Source organism: Microbacterium sp. SZ1, assembly GCF_002362255.1.
Classification (GTDB): domain Bacteria; phylum Actinomycetota; class Actinomycetes; order Actinomycetales; family Microbacteriaceae; genus Microbacterium.
Window position 1 is genome coordinate 297,607 of record NZ_LPVV01000040.1, and the last position, 15,955, is coordinate 313,561.

A 15,955-nucleotide genomic window follows, 5' to 3' on the forward strand; every position below is an offset into this window, starting at 1 on the left:
ATCAGTGTTCCGACATGGCCGCGATCTCCGCGATCACGCGTGGATCGGCCAACACCCGGAAGTGACCTCCGGTGTCCAGTCGCACATTGCGGCGCGCGCCGGTGAGTTCGCTGCCCTCCGGGATGTGAGGGTCGAATCGCGCGTAGACGGATACGATTCGCGAGTCGACGTCGAGGTGACGCGCGAGCGCCAGGATCGACGGGTGCGTGGGTGCGAGCGCGCGGAGGCCGCGCACCGGCATCCATCGGGCGTACCGTGAACCGCGAAATGGCGTCGAGATCGCGACCATCCCCCGGATCCGTGCACCGGCGCGGCCGATCATCGCTGTCTTCCCGGCCAGTCCACCCTTGCTGTGCGCGACCAGCACGACGTCGGTCATCCCCGCCTCCTCGAGGAAGGTGGCGAGGATGTCGGCGGCCTCGTCGACCGGCCGCCTGTTGTGTCTCCAGGCGTCGAGCACATGAACCGGGTGTCCACGGGCGTGCAGGGCAGCGATCATCGGCTGCATGAAGCGCCACGTCTCGTACACACCGGGCAGGATCACGATCGGCACGCCCGACCCGCCTGCGAAGTCCCGGGAATCCGTGCGATCGAACGCCGCCCGCAGCTGCCAGGCCGCAGCGTACGCGTAGTCGGCGATCCACCACGTCAGGCGCCTCAGTGCGTCGATGTCGTCCACCCTCTCTCGGGCACCCGCGTCGTGTCGCCCCCGCCCAGCGCATGCCCGAATCGCTCGATCGCGTCGGCCACCTCCCGCGCAGCCGTGTACTGCACATTGTGCGGCTGATCCGCGATCTCCGCGACCTGCGCTCTTCCCGCTGAGGAGCGCAATCGCCGCACCCACTGCTGTCCGGCGACGGGGTCCCGGCCGCCGCGCATCAGAAGCATCGGCTGTGTCGCTCTCGCGATGGCGGCCTCGGTTCTGTATGCGGTCATGTGACGCGCCTGCGTCAGATACCAGCGGGGCCCGCAGCGGAGATAGTCGAAGAAGACGAGAGCGTTGACGACCGGCGCCTCCCGGAAGGTGTCGACGGTCAGGGCGAGGGCTTGTGCCGGAAGCGAGCGGTGTGCCTCGTCGACGACGGGACCGATGAGGACCAGGCCGTCCACACGATCGGGCTCCGACTGCGCCGCCTCCAGCGCCCACTGCACTCCCATCGAGTGCCCGACGAGAACGACGCGGGTGAGATCGAGCGCTCCGAGCGTCTGGGCGAGGATGCGCCCCATCGCGGCGACGTCGAGATCCTCGCCGGGTGCCGGCAGGCCGCCGAAGCCGGGGAGGTCGATCGTGATGACCCGGCCGCGTCGGCTGAGCGCGTCGCGCAGCGGGGCGAAGTACCGGTGCGACATGCCGATGCCGTGGACGAGAACGTACGTCGGCTCCGAGAGCGGTCCGCATGCCGCGACGCGAAGAGCATGGCCCGCGACGACGATCCGCTGCCGGGCTGTGCTCATCCCCTCACGCTATCCAGAGGGGCGGGGTGCTGTGAAAGCCTTGACAACCGAGAGTGCTGTCGGCAGACGACGGAGGGGTGGGACCGCAGTCCCACCCCTCCGCGACCGATGGATCCGGTCAGACCGTGGCTTCCTTGTAGATCGGAGCGGCGCCGTTCACGGCATCCCCGACCTTGTGCACGCGGATGTCGTTGGTGGATCCGACGATCCCGGGAGGGGATCCGGAGATCACGACCACCTTGTCGCCCTCGGCCGCAAGGCCGTTCGAGAGGAGGTGGTCGTCGACCTGCAGGTACATGAGGTCGGTGTGCTGCACCATGTCGACGAGGCTGGACCGGATGCCCCAGGTCAGCGCCATGCGACGGCGGATGTCGGGCTCCGGTGTGAAGGCGAGCATCGGGATGCGCGAGCGCAGTCGCGACAGACGACGAGCCGAGTCACCCGACTGCGTGAAGACGCAGAGGAACTTGGCATCGACGAACTCGGCGACCTCGAGGGCTGCGAGCGTGATCGCTCCGCCCTGCGTGCGCGGCTTGGCCGTGAGCGGGGCGATGCGCTCGAGCCCGTGCTCCTCGGTGGACTCGATGATGCGAGCCATCGTCTCGACGACGACGACCGGGTAGTCGCCGACGCTGGTCTCGCCCGAGAGCATGACGGCGTCTGCGCCGTCGAGCACGGCGTTCGCGACATCAGAGGTCTCGGCGCGCGTGGGCACCGGGCTGTTGATCATCGACTCGAGCATCTGCGTCGCCACGATGACCGGCTTCGCGTTGCGGCGGGCGAGCTCGACGGCGCGCTTCTGCACGATCGGCACGGCCTCGAGCGGAAGCTCGACGCCCAGGTCGCCTCGCGCGACCATGATGCCGTCGAACGCATCGACGATCTCCTCGAGCGCGTCGACCGCCTGCGGCTTCTCGACCTTGGCGATGACGGGGACGCGTACGCCCTCCTCCGCCATGATCTCGTGCACTCGCGTGACGTCGGCCGCGTTGCGCACGAACGACAGCGCGATGAGGTCGGCGCCGGTGCGCAGACCCCAGCGCAGGTCGTCCTCGTCCTTCTCGCTGAGGGCCGGGACGTTGACCGCGACGCCGGGCAGGTTGATGCCCTTGTTGTTCGAGACGGCACCGGCCACGACCACGCGGGTCGTGACGGTCACGCCATCGGTGTCGACGACCTCGACGCGGACCTTGCCGTCGTCGATGAGCAGGAAGTCTCCGGCCTTCACGTCCTGCGGCAGACCCTTGAAGGTGGTGCCGCAGATCTCGCGATTTCCGATGATGTCCTCGGTGGTGATCTTGAAGATATCGCCCACCGCGAGCTCGTAGGGGCCGTCCTCGAAGCGGCCGAGACGGATCTTCGGGCCCTGCAGGTCGACGAGGATGGCGACGGCACGACCGGCGTCCTCCGCAGCACGACGCACGTTGGCGTAGTTGTTCTCGTGCACGGAGTAGTCGCCGTGGCTGAGGTTCAGGCGAGCGACGTCCACACCGGCGTCGATGAGTGCACGCACGGTCTCATAGGTGGAAGTTGCGGGGCCCAGGGTGGCGACGATTTTCGCGCGTCTCAACTGATTCTCCAGGGGGAAGGGGGATAAAAATCGGGCGACGGTGCCTGGCTCAGCCTACGCGTGAGCGAGGCCGATCGCGACTTGATGCGGGCCCACCGGCTCGGGCAGCACGGTCTCTCCCATCAGGAAGCGATCGACGTTCGCGGCAGCGGCGCGCCCCTCGGCGATCGCCCACACGATGAGCGACTGACCTCGACCCGCATCGCCCGCGACGAACACCCCGGGGATGCTGGACTCGTAGCGGTCGTCACGCTGGAAAGCGCCGCGGTCGGTGAGCTGCGGACGGGTGTCGTCCGTGTAGCCGTCCTGCTCGGGGCCGGTGAAGCCCATCGCGATGAGCACCAGGTCGGCCGGGATCTCGCGCTCGGTGCCGCTCTTCGGCACACGGCGTCCGTCGATGTACTCGGTCTCCGCGACGCGCAGTGCGCGCACCTCGCCGACCTCGTTCGCGAGGAACTCGACGGTCGAGGCGAGGAACACGCGCTCACCGCCCTCCTCGTGGGCGGACGAGACCTCGAAGACCGTCGGCATCATCGGCCAGGGCTGGTGCGCGGGGCGCTCGGTGCCCGGCTGCTTGCCGATCGCGAGGTTCGTGACGCTGAGAGCGCCCTGGCGGTGAGCGGTGCCGATGCAGTCAGCTCCGGTGTCGCCGCCGCCGATGACGATGACGTGCTTGCCCTCGGCGGTGATCTGCTCGGGGACCTTGTCGCCGGCGACCGCGTGATTGGACTCGACGAGGTACTCCATCGCGAAGTGCACACCGTCGAGATCGCGACCGGGGATGGCCAGGTCGCGCGGAACAGTGGCGCCCGTGGCGATCACGACCGCGTCGTACCGCGCCCGCAGGTCGGCCCAGGAGATGTCCTTGCCGATCTCCACGCCGGCGCGGAAGCGGGTGCCCTCCTCCTGCATCTGGCGCAGACGAGCTTCGAGCTGGCCCTTCTCCATCTTGAAGTCGGGGATGCCGTACCGGAGGAGGCCGCCGATGCGGTCGTCGCGCTCGAAGACGGCGACGGTGTGACCCGCGCGAGTCAGCTGCTGCGCGGCGGCGAGGCCGGCGGGGCCTGAGCCGACCACGGCGACCGTCTTGCCGGTAAGCCGTGCGGGCGGCTGCGGCTCGACCCAGCCCTTGGCGAAGGCCTCGTCGATGATCGACTGCTCGATCTGCTTGATCGTCACGGCCGGTTGGTTGATTCCCAGCACGCAGGAGCTCTCGCAGGGAGCCGGGCACAGACGGCCCGTGAACTCCGGGAAGTTGTTCGTGGCGTGCAGACGGTCGATCGCCGCGCGCCCTTCGCCGCGCCAGGTGAGGTCGTTCCACTCGGGGATCAGGTTGCCCAGCGGGCAGCCCTGGTGGCAGAACGGCACACCGCAGTCCATGCACCGACCGGCCTGGCGCTTGAGCACGGCCTGATCGCCCGCTTCATAGACCTCTTTCCAGTCCATGATGCGCACGGGAACGGGGCGCCGCGCGGGCACCTCGCGCTCCGTGACCTTCAGAAAACCCTTGGGATCAGCCACCGGTCACCTCCAGGATCCGGTTCCAGACGACGTCGCCATCGGGGTCGATGCCCTCGGCGACTGCTTCCTCGCGCATGCTCCGGACCGCGGCGTAGTCGCGCGGGAGCACCTTCGTGAACTGGCCGGCGACCTCATCGAATCGCGCCAGGATGTCGGAGCCGAGCGGGGATGCCGTCCGCTCCACGTGCTCGGCGATCAGGCTGCGCAGGACCTCGAGATCCGCCCGGTCGAGCGGCTCGAGCAGCAGCTCGCCGCTGCTGAGGGACTGCGCGTTGATCTTGCCGGTGTCGAGCGAGCGGATGTACGCAACTCCCCCGGACATGCCCGCACCGAGGTTCCGGCCGGTCGTGCCGAGGATCACCGCGACGCCGCCCGTCATGTACTCGAGTGCGTGGTCGCCCACGCCCTCGACGACGGCCGTGGCACCGGAGTTGCGCACCAGGAACCGCTCGCCGACGACACCCGACAGGAACATCGTCCCCGCCGTGGCGCCGTAGCCGATGACGTTGCCCGCGATGACGTTCTCGTGCGGGGCGATGTGCGACCCCCGGGGAGGTCGGATCGTGATGTCGCCACCGGACAGGCCCTTGCCGACGTAGTCGTTCGCGTCTCCCTCGAGACGCAGCACGATGCCGGACGGCAGGAACGCCCCGAGGGACTGGCCGGCCGTGCCGTGCAGCGTGACGTCGATGGTTCCGCGCGGCAGACCGTCGGCGCCGTGGCGGGACGTGACCTGGTGGCCGAGCATGGTGCCGACCGCGCGCTCGGTGTTGGCGATGGGCAGCTCCGCGATCACGGGCTCGCCGTTCAGCAGCGCCGGTCCCGCGATGTCGATCAGCTGGACGTCGAAGTGCTTGTCGAGCTCGTGATCCTGCGCACGGCGGCTGCGGCGCGGCTCGCTCGCGGGGAACGCCGGACCCTCCAGCACGGGGCTGAGGTCGAGACCCTCGGCCTTCCAGTGCTCCACGGCGGCATCCACCTCGAGCAGTTCGGCGCGTCCGATGATCTCGTCGAGCGAGCGGAAGCCCAGCTCGGCGAGGATCTCGCGCACCTCCTCGGCGATGAACTCCATGAAGTTCACCACGAACTCGGGCTTGCCCGTGAAGCGCTCCCGCAGAACCGGGTTCTGCGTCGCGACGCCGACGGGGCAGGTGTCGAGGTGGCAGACGCGCATCATGATGCAGCCGCTCACGACGAGCGGCGCCGTCGCGAAGCCGAACTCCTCGGCGCCGAGCAGGGCGCCGATGATCACGTCTCGACCCGTCTTGAGCTGGCCGTCGACCTGCACGACCACGCGGTCGCGCATGCCGTTCAGCATGAGCGTCTGCTGCGTCTCGGCCAGGCCGAGCTCCCAGGGCGTGCCCGCGTGCTTGAGCGAGTTCATCGGGCTCGCGCCCGTGCCTCCGTCGTGTCCGGAGACGAGGATGACGTCGCTGAGCGCCTTCGCCACGCCAGCCGACACCGCGCCGATGCCCGACTGGCTGACGAGCTTCGTGTGGATGCGAGCATCGGGGTTCGCCCTCTTCAGGTCGAAGATGAGCTGCTTGAGGTCCTCGATCGAGTAGATGTCGTGGTGCGGCGGCGGCGAGATGAGTCCGACGCCCGGAGTCCCGCCGCGGGTGCGAGCCACCCAGGGGTACACCTTCTGCGGCGGGAGCTGCCCGCCCTCACCGGGTTTGGCGCCCTGGGCCAGCTTGATCTGGATGTCGTCCGCCTCGGTGAGGTACAGGCTCGTGACGCCGAAGCGACCGGAGGCGACCTGCTTGATCGCGCTGCGGCGCTCGGGGTCCATGAGCCGGTCGACGTCCTCGCCGCCCTCACCCGTGTTGGACTTGCCGCCGAGGCGGTTCATGGCGATGGCCAGAGTCTCGTGCGCCTCCTTGGAGATCGAGCCATAGCTCATAGCTCCGGTCGAGAAGCGCTTCACGATCGCCGACACGGGCTCGACCTCGTCGATCGGCACCGGCTTGCGGGTGCCGGTGCGGAGGGCGAACAGACCGCGCAGGGTCTTGAGCTCGGCGGCCTGATCGTCGACGAGCTTCGTGTACTGACGGAAGATGTCGTACCGGCGCTCCCGCGTGGAGTGCTGCAGCTTGAACACCGTCTCCGGGTTGAAGAGGTGGGGCGAGCCGTCACGACGCCACTGGTACTCGCCACCGCTCCAGAGGCGCTCGTGGGCGCGCGCCGCGGCATCCTCGGGGTAGGCGTAGTCGTGCCTGGCCTGGTTCTCGGCGAAGATCTCCTCGATCCCGATTCCGCCGAGCTTCGACTCCGTGCGGGTGAAGTACTTGTCGATGAATTCCTCGCTCAGGCCGACGGCCTCGAACACCTGCGCGCCGGCGTACGACGACACGGTGGAGATGCCCATCTTCGACATGATCTTCAGCACGCCCTTGCCGAGCGCGTAGATGAGGTTCTTGACCGCCTTCTCGGGGCTGATCCCCGTGATGTACCCGGTGCGCACGAGGTGCTCGACCGTCTCCATGGCGAGATAGGGGTTGATCGCCGAGGCGCCGTAGCCGATGAGGGTCGCCACGTGATGGACCTCGCGGACGTCGCCGGCTTCGACGATCAGACCGACCTTCATGCGGTTCTCGCGGCGGATGAGGTGATGGTGCACCGCCGAGACCATGAGGAGCGACGGGATCGGAGTGAGGTCCTTGTTCGAGTCGCGGTCGGACAGGATGATGAACTCCGCGCCGCTCGCGATCGCCTCGTCGACCTCGTCGCACATCTCGGTGAGACGCTTCTCGAGCGTGTTCGATCCGACATCGAAGTGGTACAGGCCCTTGATCGTCACGCTCGAGCGATCGGGCAGCGCCTTGTCGATGTGGCGGATCTTCGCCAGCTCGTCGTTGTCGATGACCGGGAAGTCGAGTGACACCGTGCGGGTGTGATCCGGGCCCCAGCTGAGCAGGTTGCTCTCCGGGCCGAGACCGAGCTTGAGGCTCGTGACGACCTCTTCGCGGATCGAGTCGAGCGGCGGATTCGTCACCTGCGCGAACTGCTGCGTGAAGTAGTCGAAGAGCAGACGCGGACGCTTGCTCAGCACCGCGATCGGCGTGTCGGACCCCATCGCGCCGAGCGGCTCGACGCCGGTCTGCCCCATCGGGGTCAGGAGGATGCGGACCTCTTCCTCGGTGTAGCCGAACGTGCGCTGGCGCCGTGTGATGGATGCGGGCGGGTGCACGATGTGCTCGCGCTCCGGGAGGTCGGCGAGGCGCACGGCCCCCGCATCCAGCCACTCCTGCCAGGGGTGCATCGTCGCGAGGTCGCGCTTGATCTCCTCGTCCTCGATGATGCGCTGCTGCGCGGTGTCGACGAGGAACATCTTGCCGGGCTGCAGGCGGCCGCGGCGCTTGATGCGCTCCGGCTCGAACGTGAGCACACCGGTCTCGGAGCCGATGACGATGAGCCCGTCGGTCGTCTCGGTCCAGCGCCCCGGGCGCAGACCGTTTCGGTCGAGCGTCGCTCCGACGAGCGTGCCATCGGTGAAGATGAGGGCGGCGGGCCCGTCCCACGGCTCCATCTGGTTCGAGTGGTACTCGTAGAAGGCGCGCAGCTCGGGCGAGATGTCCGACTGCTTCTCATAGGCCTCCGGCACCATCATCATGATCGCGTGCGGCAGGCTGCGCCCGGTCAGGGTCAGCAGCTCGAGCACCTCGTCGAAGGAGGCGGAGTCGCTCGCGCCGTCGGTGCAGATGGGCAGCAGCGGCGAGACGTCGCCGAGCAGCTCGGACTCGAGCTGCGACTGGCGAGCGCGCATCCAGTTGCGGTTGCCGCCCACGGTGTTGATCTCGCCGTTGTGCGCGAGCATGCGCAGCGGCTGCGCGAGCGGCCACGACGGGAAGGTGTTCGTCGAGTAGCGCGAGTGCACGACGGCGAGCTCCGACATGAACCGCTCGTCCTGGAGGTCGGGGTAGAACGGCTCCAGCTGCAGGGTCGTGACCATGCCCTTGTAACCGAGCGTGCGGGCCGACAGAGTGACGAAGTAGGCGCCGAGCTCATGACCGGCGCGCTTGCGAAGACGGTAGGCGACGCGGTCGAGGGCGATGCCCGTGAGCGGCGCGTCGGAGTGCGACGCTCCGCCGGCGCTGACGAAGAGCTGTTCGAAGGCCGGACGCGCCTCGTCCGCGAGCTTGCCGAGGTGCTCGTTGGCGGTCGGGACCTCGCGCCAGCCGAGCACGCGGAGTCCTTCCGACCGCGCGATCCGTTCGATCCCGGCCTTCTGCTCGCGGCGCACGCTCGAGTCGCGCGGCAGGAAGGCGAGACCGGCCGCGTACTCCCCCATCGGCGGCAGCTCGAAGTCGGTCACGGCGCGCAGGAAGGCGTCGGGCATCTGGGTGAGGATCCCGGCGCCGTCTCCGGTTCCGGCATCGGAGCCGATGGCTCCGCGGTGCTCGAGGTTGCGCAGCGCCTCCAGAGCGAGCGCGATGATGTCGTGGCCCGCCTCACCGCGCAGGGTCGCGACCATGGCGAGGCCGCAGGCGTCCTTCTCGAACGCGGGGTTGTACATGCCCTGCTTCGGGGGGTAGGCGCCGGAGGCGCCATGGGGAGGCTGAAAATACACCTGAACCGTCCTCAGATCTACGGATGACCCGGGGACGTCATTGGCCGGGCTGATGCGATGGGGTCCGCACGGACCGGTCGGCTATCGGGCGCCTTCCGTGTCCGTGGGAGCGGTGCTTGTGGCGCTGGCTCCTGCGGCGACTTCTTCGGACGGAGGCTCACTCAGGTCCACGAAGTCGGAGGGATTGTCCTGCGAGTCTACATCAGCGTCCAGATCCTTCCGCCCGCGACCCGGCTGGTACGGCGACGGCTCCAGACCGAGGTGACGACGCGACTGCACGACGAGGATCGCGAGACCCACGATGATGCCGATGATCGCGGCCCAGACGTTGCTGCGCAGACCGAGGATGATCTCGCTCGGATCGATGCGGATCGACTCCCAGACCACGCGACCGGCGCTGTACCAGATGAGGTAGATGGCGAAGAGGCGGCCCCACTGCAGGCTCGTGACCTTGCGGCTGAGCCAGAGCAGGACGACGACGCCGAGCAGGTTCCAGATGACCTCGTACAGGAACGTCGGGTGGAACAGCGTCCCCTCGGGCAGGCCAGGGGGGAAGGCGGAGTTGTCCGACTCGATCTCGAGACCCCAGGGCAGGTCGGTCGGCAGACCGAACAGCTCGTGATTGAACCAGTTGCCGAAGCGTCCCATGGCCTGGGCGAGCAGGAGGCCGGGTGCGAGGGCATCGGCGAAGGTCCAGAAGCGGATGCCGGTCCAGCGGCATCCCAGGTACGCGCCGATGGCGCCGCCGATGAGGGCGCCGAAGATCGCGATGCCCCCCTCCCAGATCGCCCACACCGAGCCGGGCTCGAAGGGGTTCCAGGTGTTCTTGCCCTCGCCGAAGTAGAAACCCGGGTGGGTGAGCACGTGGAAGATGCGCGCGCCGATGATGGCGAGCGGGACAGCGAGGATCGAGATGTCGATGACGACCCAGGGCTCCGCTCCGCGTCGCGTCAGTCGGTGGTTCGTGAGCAGCACGGCGGCGATGATGCCGGCGATGATGCACAGCGCGTAGAAGTGGATGCGCAGCGGTCCGATGTCGAAGTACGAGACGGGCGGACTGGGGATGCTGGCGAGCACGCCGCTGAAGGTGCTGTGGAGCGCGTGGGACATGAGTGCGATTCTAGTTCTCGTGTACGGGCCGCGCGGATGCGGTCCCGGCGGCCAGGGTGCGGGTGACCTCGGCGAGGGCGGGGATCCCGCCGTCACGGAGGGCTCGGACGAGTGCTGTGCCGACGATCGCGCCATCGGCGTACTCGGAGACGCCGGCGATCTGCTCGGCGGTCGAGATGCCGATGCCGACGCAGGCCCGGGTCGATCCGGCCGCGCGCAGACGCTCGACCAGCGTGCGCGCCGCCCGGTCGAGCTCGGCGCGCTCGCCCGTGATGCCCATGGTGGACACGGTGTAGACGAAGCCGGTCGACGATTCGACGACGAGCGACAGCCGCTCGTCGGACGAAGTCGGGGCGGCGAGGAAGACGCGGTCGAGGCCGGTGCGCTCGCTCGCGGCGATCCACTCGCCCGCGACGTCCGGCGTGATGTCGGGCGTGATGAGCCCCGCGCCGCCCGCCGCGAGCAGGTCGTCGGCGTAGCGGTCGACGCCGTACTGGAACACGGGGTTCCAGTACGTCATCACGAGCACGGGGACCTCGGTCGCCTCGGTGATCGCCCGCACCGCCGTGAACAGGTCCTTCATCTTGAAGCCGTTCGCGAGGGCCGCGGTCGTTGCCTCCTGGATGACGGCACCGTCCATGACCGGATCGCTGTACGGCGGGCCGAGCTCGATGATGTCGACGCCGTTCTCCGCGAGGGTGATGGCCGCCTGGATGCTGGTCTCGAGATCGGGGAAGCCGACGGGGAGGTATCCGACGAAGGCGCTTCGACCGGCTGCGTGCGCCGCCTCGATCGCCTGTTCCACACGGCTCATAGCTCGGGCTCCCCCTTCGACGCCGCGGCCTCCTCGGCGCTCTCGTGCTCGACGTCGTGCTCGAGAGCCGAGCGGTCGTACAGGTCGAAGTAGCGCGCCGCCGTGTCCATGTCCTTGTCGCCGCGTCCCGACAGGCAGACGGCGAGCACGGCATCCGCTCCCATCTCCCGCCCGAGACGCAGCGCGCCTGCGAGAGCGTGTGCGGACTCCACGGCGGGGATGATCCCCTCGGTGCGGCTGAGCAGGCGCAGCGCCTGCATCGCCTCGTCGTCGGTCGCCGGGATGTACTCCGCCCGACCGATGTCGGCGAGCCACGCGTGCTCGGGTCCGACGCCCGGATAGTCGAGGCCCGCCGAGATCGAATGAGACTCGACGGTTTGACCGTCTTCGTCCTGCAGCACGTAGGTCTTGGCGCCGTGCAGGATGCCGGGGCGTCCGCGTTCGATCGAGGCGGCGTGCTTCGGGGTGTCGACGCCGTCGCCGGCCGCCTCCACCCCGTAGAGCTTCACCTCGGCGTCGTCGAGGAACGCGTCGAACATGCCGATCGCGTTCGACCCGCCACCGACGCACGCGATCACGGCATCCGGGAGACGACCGACCTCGTCGAGGAGCTGCTGCCTGGCCTCTTCGCCGATGATCTTCTGGAAGTCGCGCACCATCGCCGGGAACGGGTGCGGGCCCGCCGCCGTGCCGAAGATGTAATTGGTCGTCTCTACGGACGCCACCCAGTCGCGGTACGCGTCGTTGATCGCGTCCTTGAGCGTGCGCGATCCGGACCGCACCGGCACGACCTCCGCGCCGAGCAGGCGCATGCGGGCGACGTTGAGCGCCTGCCGCTCCGTGTCGACCTCTCCCATGTAGATGGTGCAGTCGAGGCCGAAGAGGGCCGCTGCGGTCGCGGTCGCGACGCCGTGCTGACCGGCACCGGTCTCGGCGATGACGCGGGTCTTGCCGAGGCGCTTGGTGAGCAGGGCCTGACCGAGCACGTTGTTGATCTTGTGCGAACCGGTGTGGTTGAGGTCTTCGCGCTTGAGGAACACCCGTGCTCCGCCCGCGTGCTCCGCGAAGCGCGCCACCTCGGTGAGGGGTGACGGGCGGCCGGCGTACGAGCTCAGCAGAGAGGACAGCTCCGCCCGGAACTCGGGGTCGGCGATCGCCGCGTCGTAGGCGACGGTCAGCTCGTCGATGGCAGCGATCAGCGATTCGGGCATGTACCGCCCGCCGTAGTCGCCGAACAGTGGACCATGCTGGTCACGCAGGCTCATCACGCCTCCAGGAAGCTCTTGAGAGTGGCGATCGGGTCGCCCGTCACGAGGGCCTCACCGATCAGGACGACGTCCGCACCCGCGGAGCGGTAGTGCGTGACGTCGGCGGGGGTCAGCACCGCTGACTCGGCGATCTTGACCGCGGAGTCCGGGATGCGATCGACCAGACGGCCGAACAGGTCGCGGTCGAGTTCGAGGGTCGTGAGATCACGGGCGTTGACGCCGATCAGGGACGCGCCGAGATCGATCGCGACTTCGAGCTCCTCGGCCGAGTGGGTCTCGACGAGCGGGGTCATGCCGAGTTCGAGCACGAAGTCGTAGAGCTCTCGGAGCACGCCCGGCTCGAGACCCGCCACGATGAGCAGCACGAGGTCGGCCCCAGCGGCCCGCGCCTCGAGCACCTGATATCGCGTCGCGATGAAGTCCTTGCGCAGCACCGGCAGGGCCACGCGCGCGGTCACGGCCTCGAGATCGGCGAGGCTGCCGCCGAACCGTCGCTCCTCCGTCAGCACGCTGATCGTGGACGCCCCGCCGAGCTCGTACAGCGAGGCCTGCAGTGCCGGGTCGGGGATCTCGGCGAGGGCGCCGCGCGAGGGACTCGCACGCTTGACCTCGGCGATGATCTTCACCCGCTCAGCCGGAGCGAGGAACGACAGCGCGTCCTTCGCCGCAGGCCGCGCGAGAGCGACGCGCTCGACGTCGGCCAGCGGCCGGGTGAGTGCGCGACGCTCGGCGTCTGCGACAGCGCCGGCCGTGAGGTCGGCGAGGACCACTAGTGCCCCTTCGGCGAGTACTTCGGACCCTTGACGCCGTAGCCGGCGCGCGCGAGCAGCCAGCCGACCAGAGCACCGATCGGAACGATCACGGCACCGACGTAGATCAGCGGCACCCAGAATCCGGCGAACTCGGCGAGGCAGAACGCCACCGTCGCGAGCGTGAACCCGAAGAGCATGATGATCACGGCCGTCCAGGCGGCAGGCGAGTGTCCGTGGCCGGGATCGGCGATCGGGTTGGTCATGTTCTCCTCCGGGGACGGCGTGCGGGATCGGGTCAAGTCTATCGGGGTCAGCGCGTCGGATCGGTTCCGCGCGACAGGTCGTCCCAGGAATCGATCGCGTCGACGGGACCGGCGGTCTCGGCCGCGTGCGGGGCGTCGGTGCGGAATCGGCGGCCGCCCGTCTTCCACCGGCGCCAGGTGATCAGGACGACGACGGCTGCGGCCAGCAGCACGATCCATCCGACCAGGGTGATCGACGGCCATGCGGACCGCTCGATACCGACGACGACGTCGGCGATCGCCGCGCTGCCGGCGAGACCCGTCGTCTCGGTGACGGTGGGACCGACGGCGGCGAGCGGATCGGAGACGAGCAGCTGCAGCGTCGTCCACCCGAGGAAGACGGCGGATGCCGCGCCGAGTGCTCCGAACACGAGGCGCAGCACGGGTCCCACGATCGACAGGGCGAGACCGAGCGCGAGCACCGCCAGACTCAGCGGCGCGAGGAGCGGCAACGCGGAGGCCCCGGGGACGAGAATGGCCTCGCCGGCATCCGCCCGTTCCACCGTCAGCCAGGTCTGGGTCGACGAGATGATGCCGATCGCCCCGGCGAGGAGGAAACCGAGCACCGCGATGGAGCGGCCGCGACGAGCCAGGCTCATGCGCTCGCGCCCCCGTCGACCGCCTCGAGATCGGTCGTGTCGAAGCAGGTGCGGGTGCCCGTGTGGCACGCGGGACCCGTCTGATCGACACGCAGGAGGATGGCATCGCCGTCGCAATCCAGTCGCGCCTCGCGGACGACCTGGATATTGCCGGAGGTGTCGCCCTTGCGCCAGTACTCGCGGCGTGAGCGCGACCAGTACACCGCGCGTCCGGTGGTCAGAGTGCGGCGCAGCGCCTCGGCATCCATCCAAGCGAGCATCAAGACCTCGCCGGTGTCCCACTGCTGGACGATCGCCGGCGTGAGGCCGTCGTCGTTGAAGACGACCTGGGCGATCCGCTCCTCGATCGAGCTCACCGGACCACCACTCCCTCCGCGCGCAGCGCGTCCTTGACGTCTCCGACCGTCAGGGCGCCGGTGTGGAAGACGCTTGCGGCGAGCACGGCATCCGCTCCGGCTGTGATGGCGGGGGCGAAATGCTCGACCGCACCCGCGCCGCCCGAGGCGATCACGGGGACCGCCGCGACCTCGCGCATGAGGCCGACGAGTTCGAGGTCGAAGCCGTCGCGGGTGCCGTCCGCGTCGATGGAGTTCACGAGCAGCTCGCCCGCGCCGCGCTCCGCCGCCTCGCGTGCCCACTCGAGGGCGTCCAGCGTCGTCTGCGTGCGTCCGCCGTGCGTGGTGACGACGAAGCCGGACGGGGCGGTATCCGCGCGCTTGACGTCGAGCGACAGCACGAGCACCTGCGCGCCGAACCGGTCGGCGATCTCGCCGATCAGGTCCGGACGCGCGATGGCCGCCGAGTTGACGCCCGCCTTGTCCGCGCCGACCGCGAGCAGACGCGCGACGTCCTCGACCGAGCGCACTCCCCCGCCGACCGTCAGCGGCACGAAGACCTGCTCCGCCGTCCGCTGGACCACGTCGTACGTCGTCGCGCGAGCATCGACGGTGGCCGTCACGTCGAGGAAGGTGATCTCGTCGGCACCCTGGGCCGCATAGTGCCGCGCCAGCTCGACGGGGTCGCCCATGTCACGGAGGTTCTCGAAGTTCACGCCCTTGACCACGCGGCCGGCCGCGACGTCGAGGCACGGGATGACCCGGCTCGCGAGCGTCATCAGAGCCTCGCGTTGTGGATCGCGGTCACGAGGATCGCCCGTGCACCCAGGGCATACAGCTCGTCCATGACGGGGTTCACCCGCGACCGGGCGACCATGACGCGCACCGCGACCCACTCCGGATCGCGCAGCGGCGACACGGTCGGCGACTCGATGCCGCCGGCGACCTTCACCGCGTCATCGAGGAGCGCCACGGGCAGGTCGTAGTCGATCATCACGAAGCGTCGGGCGACCATGACGCCGCGGAGCCGGCGCAGCAGCGTCTCGGATCCTTCGGCGTCGTGAGGACCCGCGATCAGCACGGCCTCTGATTCGAGGATCGCCGGGCCGAAGACGTCGAGGCCCGCCTGGCGGAGCGTCGTGCCCGTCTCCACCACATCGGCGACGGCGTCAGCCACCCCGAGCTGCACCGCGGACTCCACCGCGCCGTCGAGCGGTACGAGGTCGACGGCGATGCCCCGCTCGTCGAGGAACGAATCCACGAGGCCCGGATACGACGTGGCGATGCGCAAGCCGTCGAGCTGCGACACGTCGGTGTAGCGTCCCGCCGGCGCCGCGAACCGGAACGTGGACGCGGCGAAGCCCAGAGCCTCGATCTCGCGAGCGCCCGGCATGCGGGCATCGAGGAGCAGGTCACGACCGGTGATCCCCACGTCGATCGCACCGGAGCCGACGTACGTCGCGATGTCCTTGGGACGAAGGAAGAAGAACTCCACGTCGTTCTCGGTGTCGACGACGTGCAGGGTCTTGGTGTCACGGCGACCGGCGTAGCCGGCCTCCGCGAGCATCTCGGCAGCGGTCTCGGACAGAGACCCCTTGTTGGGAACGGCGATGCGCAGCATGAACAGCCTTCAGTTCGGAGTGGAGGGGGCGGGGCGGC

Annotated in this window: 14 protein-coding genes; all 14 read right to left on the bottom strand. The window is 69.1% G+C overall.

Annotated features, from left to right (window positions below; all coding sequences use genetic code 11):
- Position 1: 1 nt before the first annotated feature.
- Positions 2-679 carry an esterase/lipase family protein gene (locus tag AUC47_RS15550; protein WP_256999626.1) on the bottom strand — a complete coding sequence of 226 codons (678 nt, stop codon included), beginning with the start codon at positions 677-679 and terminating at the stop codon, positions 2-4.
- Positions 658-1,455 carry an alpha/beta fold hydrolase gene (locus AUC47_RS15555; protein WP_096716080.1) on the bottom strand — a complete coding sequence of 266 codons (798 nt, stop codon included), beginning with the start codon at positions 1,453-1,455 and terminating at the stop codon, positions 658-660. Before AUC47_RS15555 ends, AUC47_RS15550 begins: the two co-directional genes overlap by 22 nt.
- 118 nt (positions 1,456-1,573) lie before the next feature.
- The gene (pyk, locus tag AUC47_RS15560) at positions 1,574-3,025 is read right to left on the bottom strand and encodes a pyruvate kinase (protein ID WP_096716081.1); all 1,452 of its coding nucleotides are present in this window, start codon (positions 3,023-3,025) and stop codon (positions 1,574-1,576) included.
- A gap of 54 nt (positions 3,026-3,079) precedes the next feature.
- Positions 3,080-4,546, bottom strand: coding sequence for a glutamate synthase subunit beta (locus AUC47_RS15565; protein WP_096716082.1), 1,467 nt, complete (start codon positions 4,544-4,546; stop codon positions 3,080-3,082).
- Positions 4,539-9,062 carry a glutamate synthase large subunit gene (gltB, locus tag AUC47_RS15570; RefSeq protein WP_096716083.1) on the bottom strand — a complete coding sequence of 1,508 codons (4,524 nt, stop codon included), beginning with the start codon at positions 9,060-9,062 and terminating at the stop codon, positions 4,539-4,541. The genes AUC47_RS15565 and gltB overlap by 8 nt, the downstream gene beginning before the upstream one ends.
- 135 nt (positions 9,063-9,197) lie before the next feature.
- A complete protein-coding gene (lgt, locus tag AUC47_RS15575; protein WP_096716084.1) occupies positions 9,198-10,226 on the bottom strand; it encodes a prolipoprotein diacylglyceryl transferase in 1,029 nt (342 codons plus the stop codon).
- Between the two features lie 10 nt (positions 10,227-10,236).
- A complete protein-coding gene (trpA, locus tag AUC47_RS15580; protein WP_096716085.1) occupies positions 10,237-11,040 on the bottom strand; it encodes a tryptophan synthase subunit alpha in 804 nt (267 codons plus the stop codon).
- On the bottom strand, positions 11,037-12,305 hold the full coding sequence (gene trpB, locus AUC47_RS15585) for a tryptophan synthase subunit beta (protein WP_096716086.1): 1,269 nt from the start codon (positions 12,303-12,305) through the stop codon (positions 11,037-11,039). The genes trpA and trpB overlap by 4 nt, the downstream gene beginning before the upstream one ends.
- Positions 12,305-13,078 (bottom strand): indole-3-glycerol phosphate synthase TrpC, encoded by a 774-nt coding sequence (gene trpC, locus AUC47_RS15590; RefSeq protein WP_096716087.1) that lies wholly within the window; start codon positions 13,076-13,078, stop codon positions 12,305-12,307. The genes trpB and trpC overlap by 1 nt, the downstream gene beginning before the upstream one ends.
- Complete coding sequence (locus AUC47_RS15595) at positions 13,078-13,323, bottom strand: HGxxPAAW family protein (protein WP_096716088.1); 246 nt, start codon at positions 13,321-13,323, stop codon at positions 13,078-13,080. The genes trpC and AUC47_RS15595 overlap by 1 nt, the downstream gene beginning before the upstream one ends.
- A gap of 47 nt (positions 13,324-13,370) precedes the next feature.
- Positions 13,371-13,961: a Trp biosynthesis-associated membrane protein gene (locus AUC47_RS15600; RefSeq protein ID WP_096716089.1), complete on the bottom strand. Its 591-nt coding sequence runs from the start codon at positions 13,959-13,961 to the stop codon at positions 13,371-13,373.
- A complete protein-coding gene (gene hisI / locus AUC47_RS15605; RefSeq protein ID WP_096716090.1) occupies positions 13,958-14,317 on the bottom strand; it encodes a phosphoribosyl-AMP cyclohydrolase in 360 nt (119 codons plus the stop codon). The genes AUC47_RS15600 and hisI overlap by 4 nt, the downstream gene beginning before the upstream one ends.
- Positions 14,314-15,075, bottom strand: a complete 762-nt coding sequence (gene hisF, locus AUC47_RS15610) for an imidazole glycerol phosphate synthase subunit HisF (protein ID WP_096716091.1) — start codon at positions 15,073-15,075, stop codon at positions 14,314-14,316. The genes hisI and hisF overlap by 4 nt, the downstream gene beginning before the upstream one ends.
- Positions 15,075-15,917, bottom strand: a complete 843-nt coding sequence (gene hisG, locus AUC47_RS15615) for an ATP phosphoribosyltransferase (RefSeq protein WP_096716092.1) — start codon at positions 15,915-15,917, stop codon at positions 15,075-15,077. Before hisG ends, hisF begins: the two co-directional genes overlap by 1 nt.
- Between the last annotated feature and the right edge of the window lie 38 nt (positions 15,918-15,955).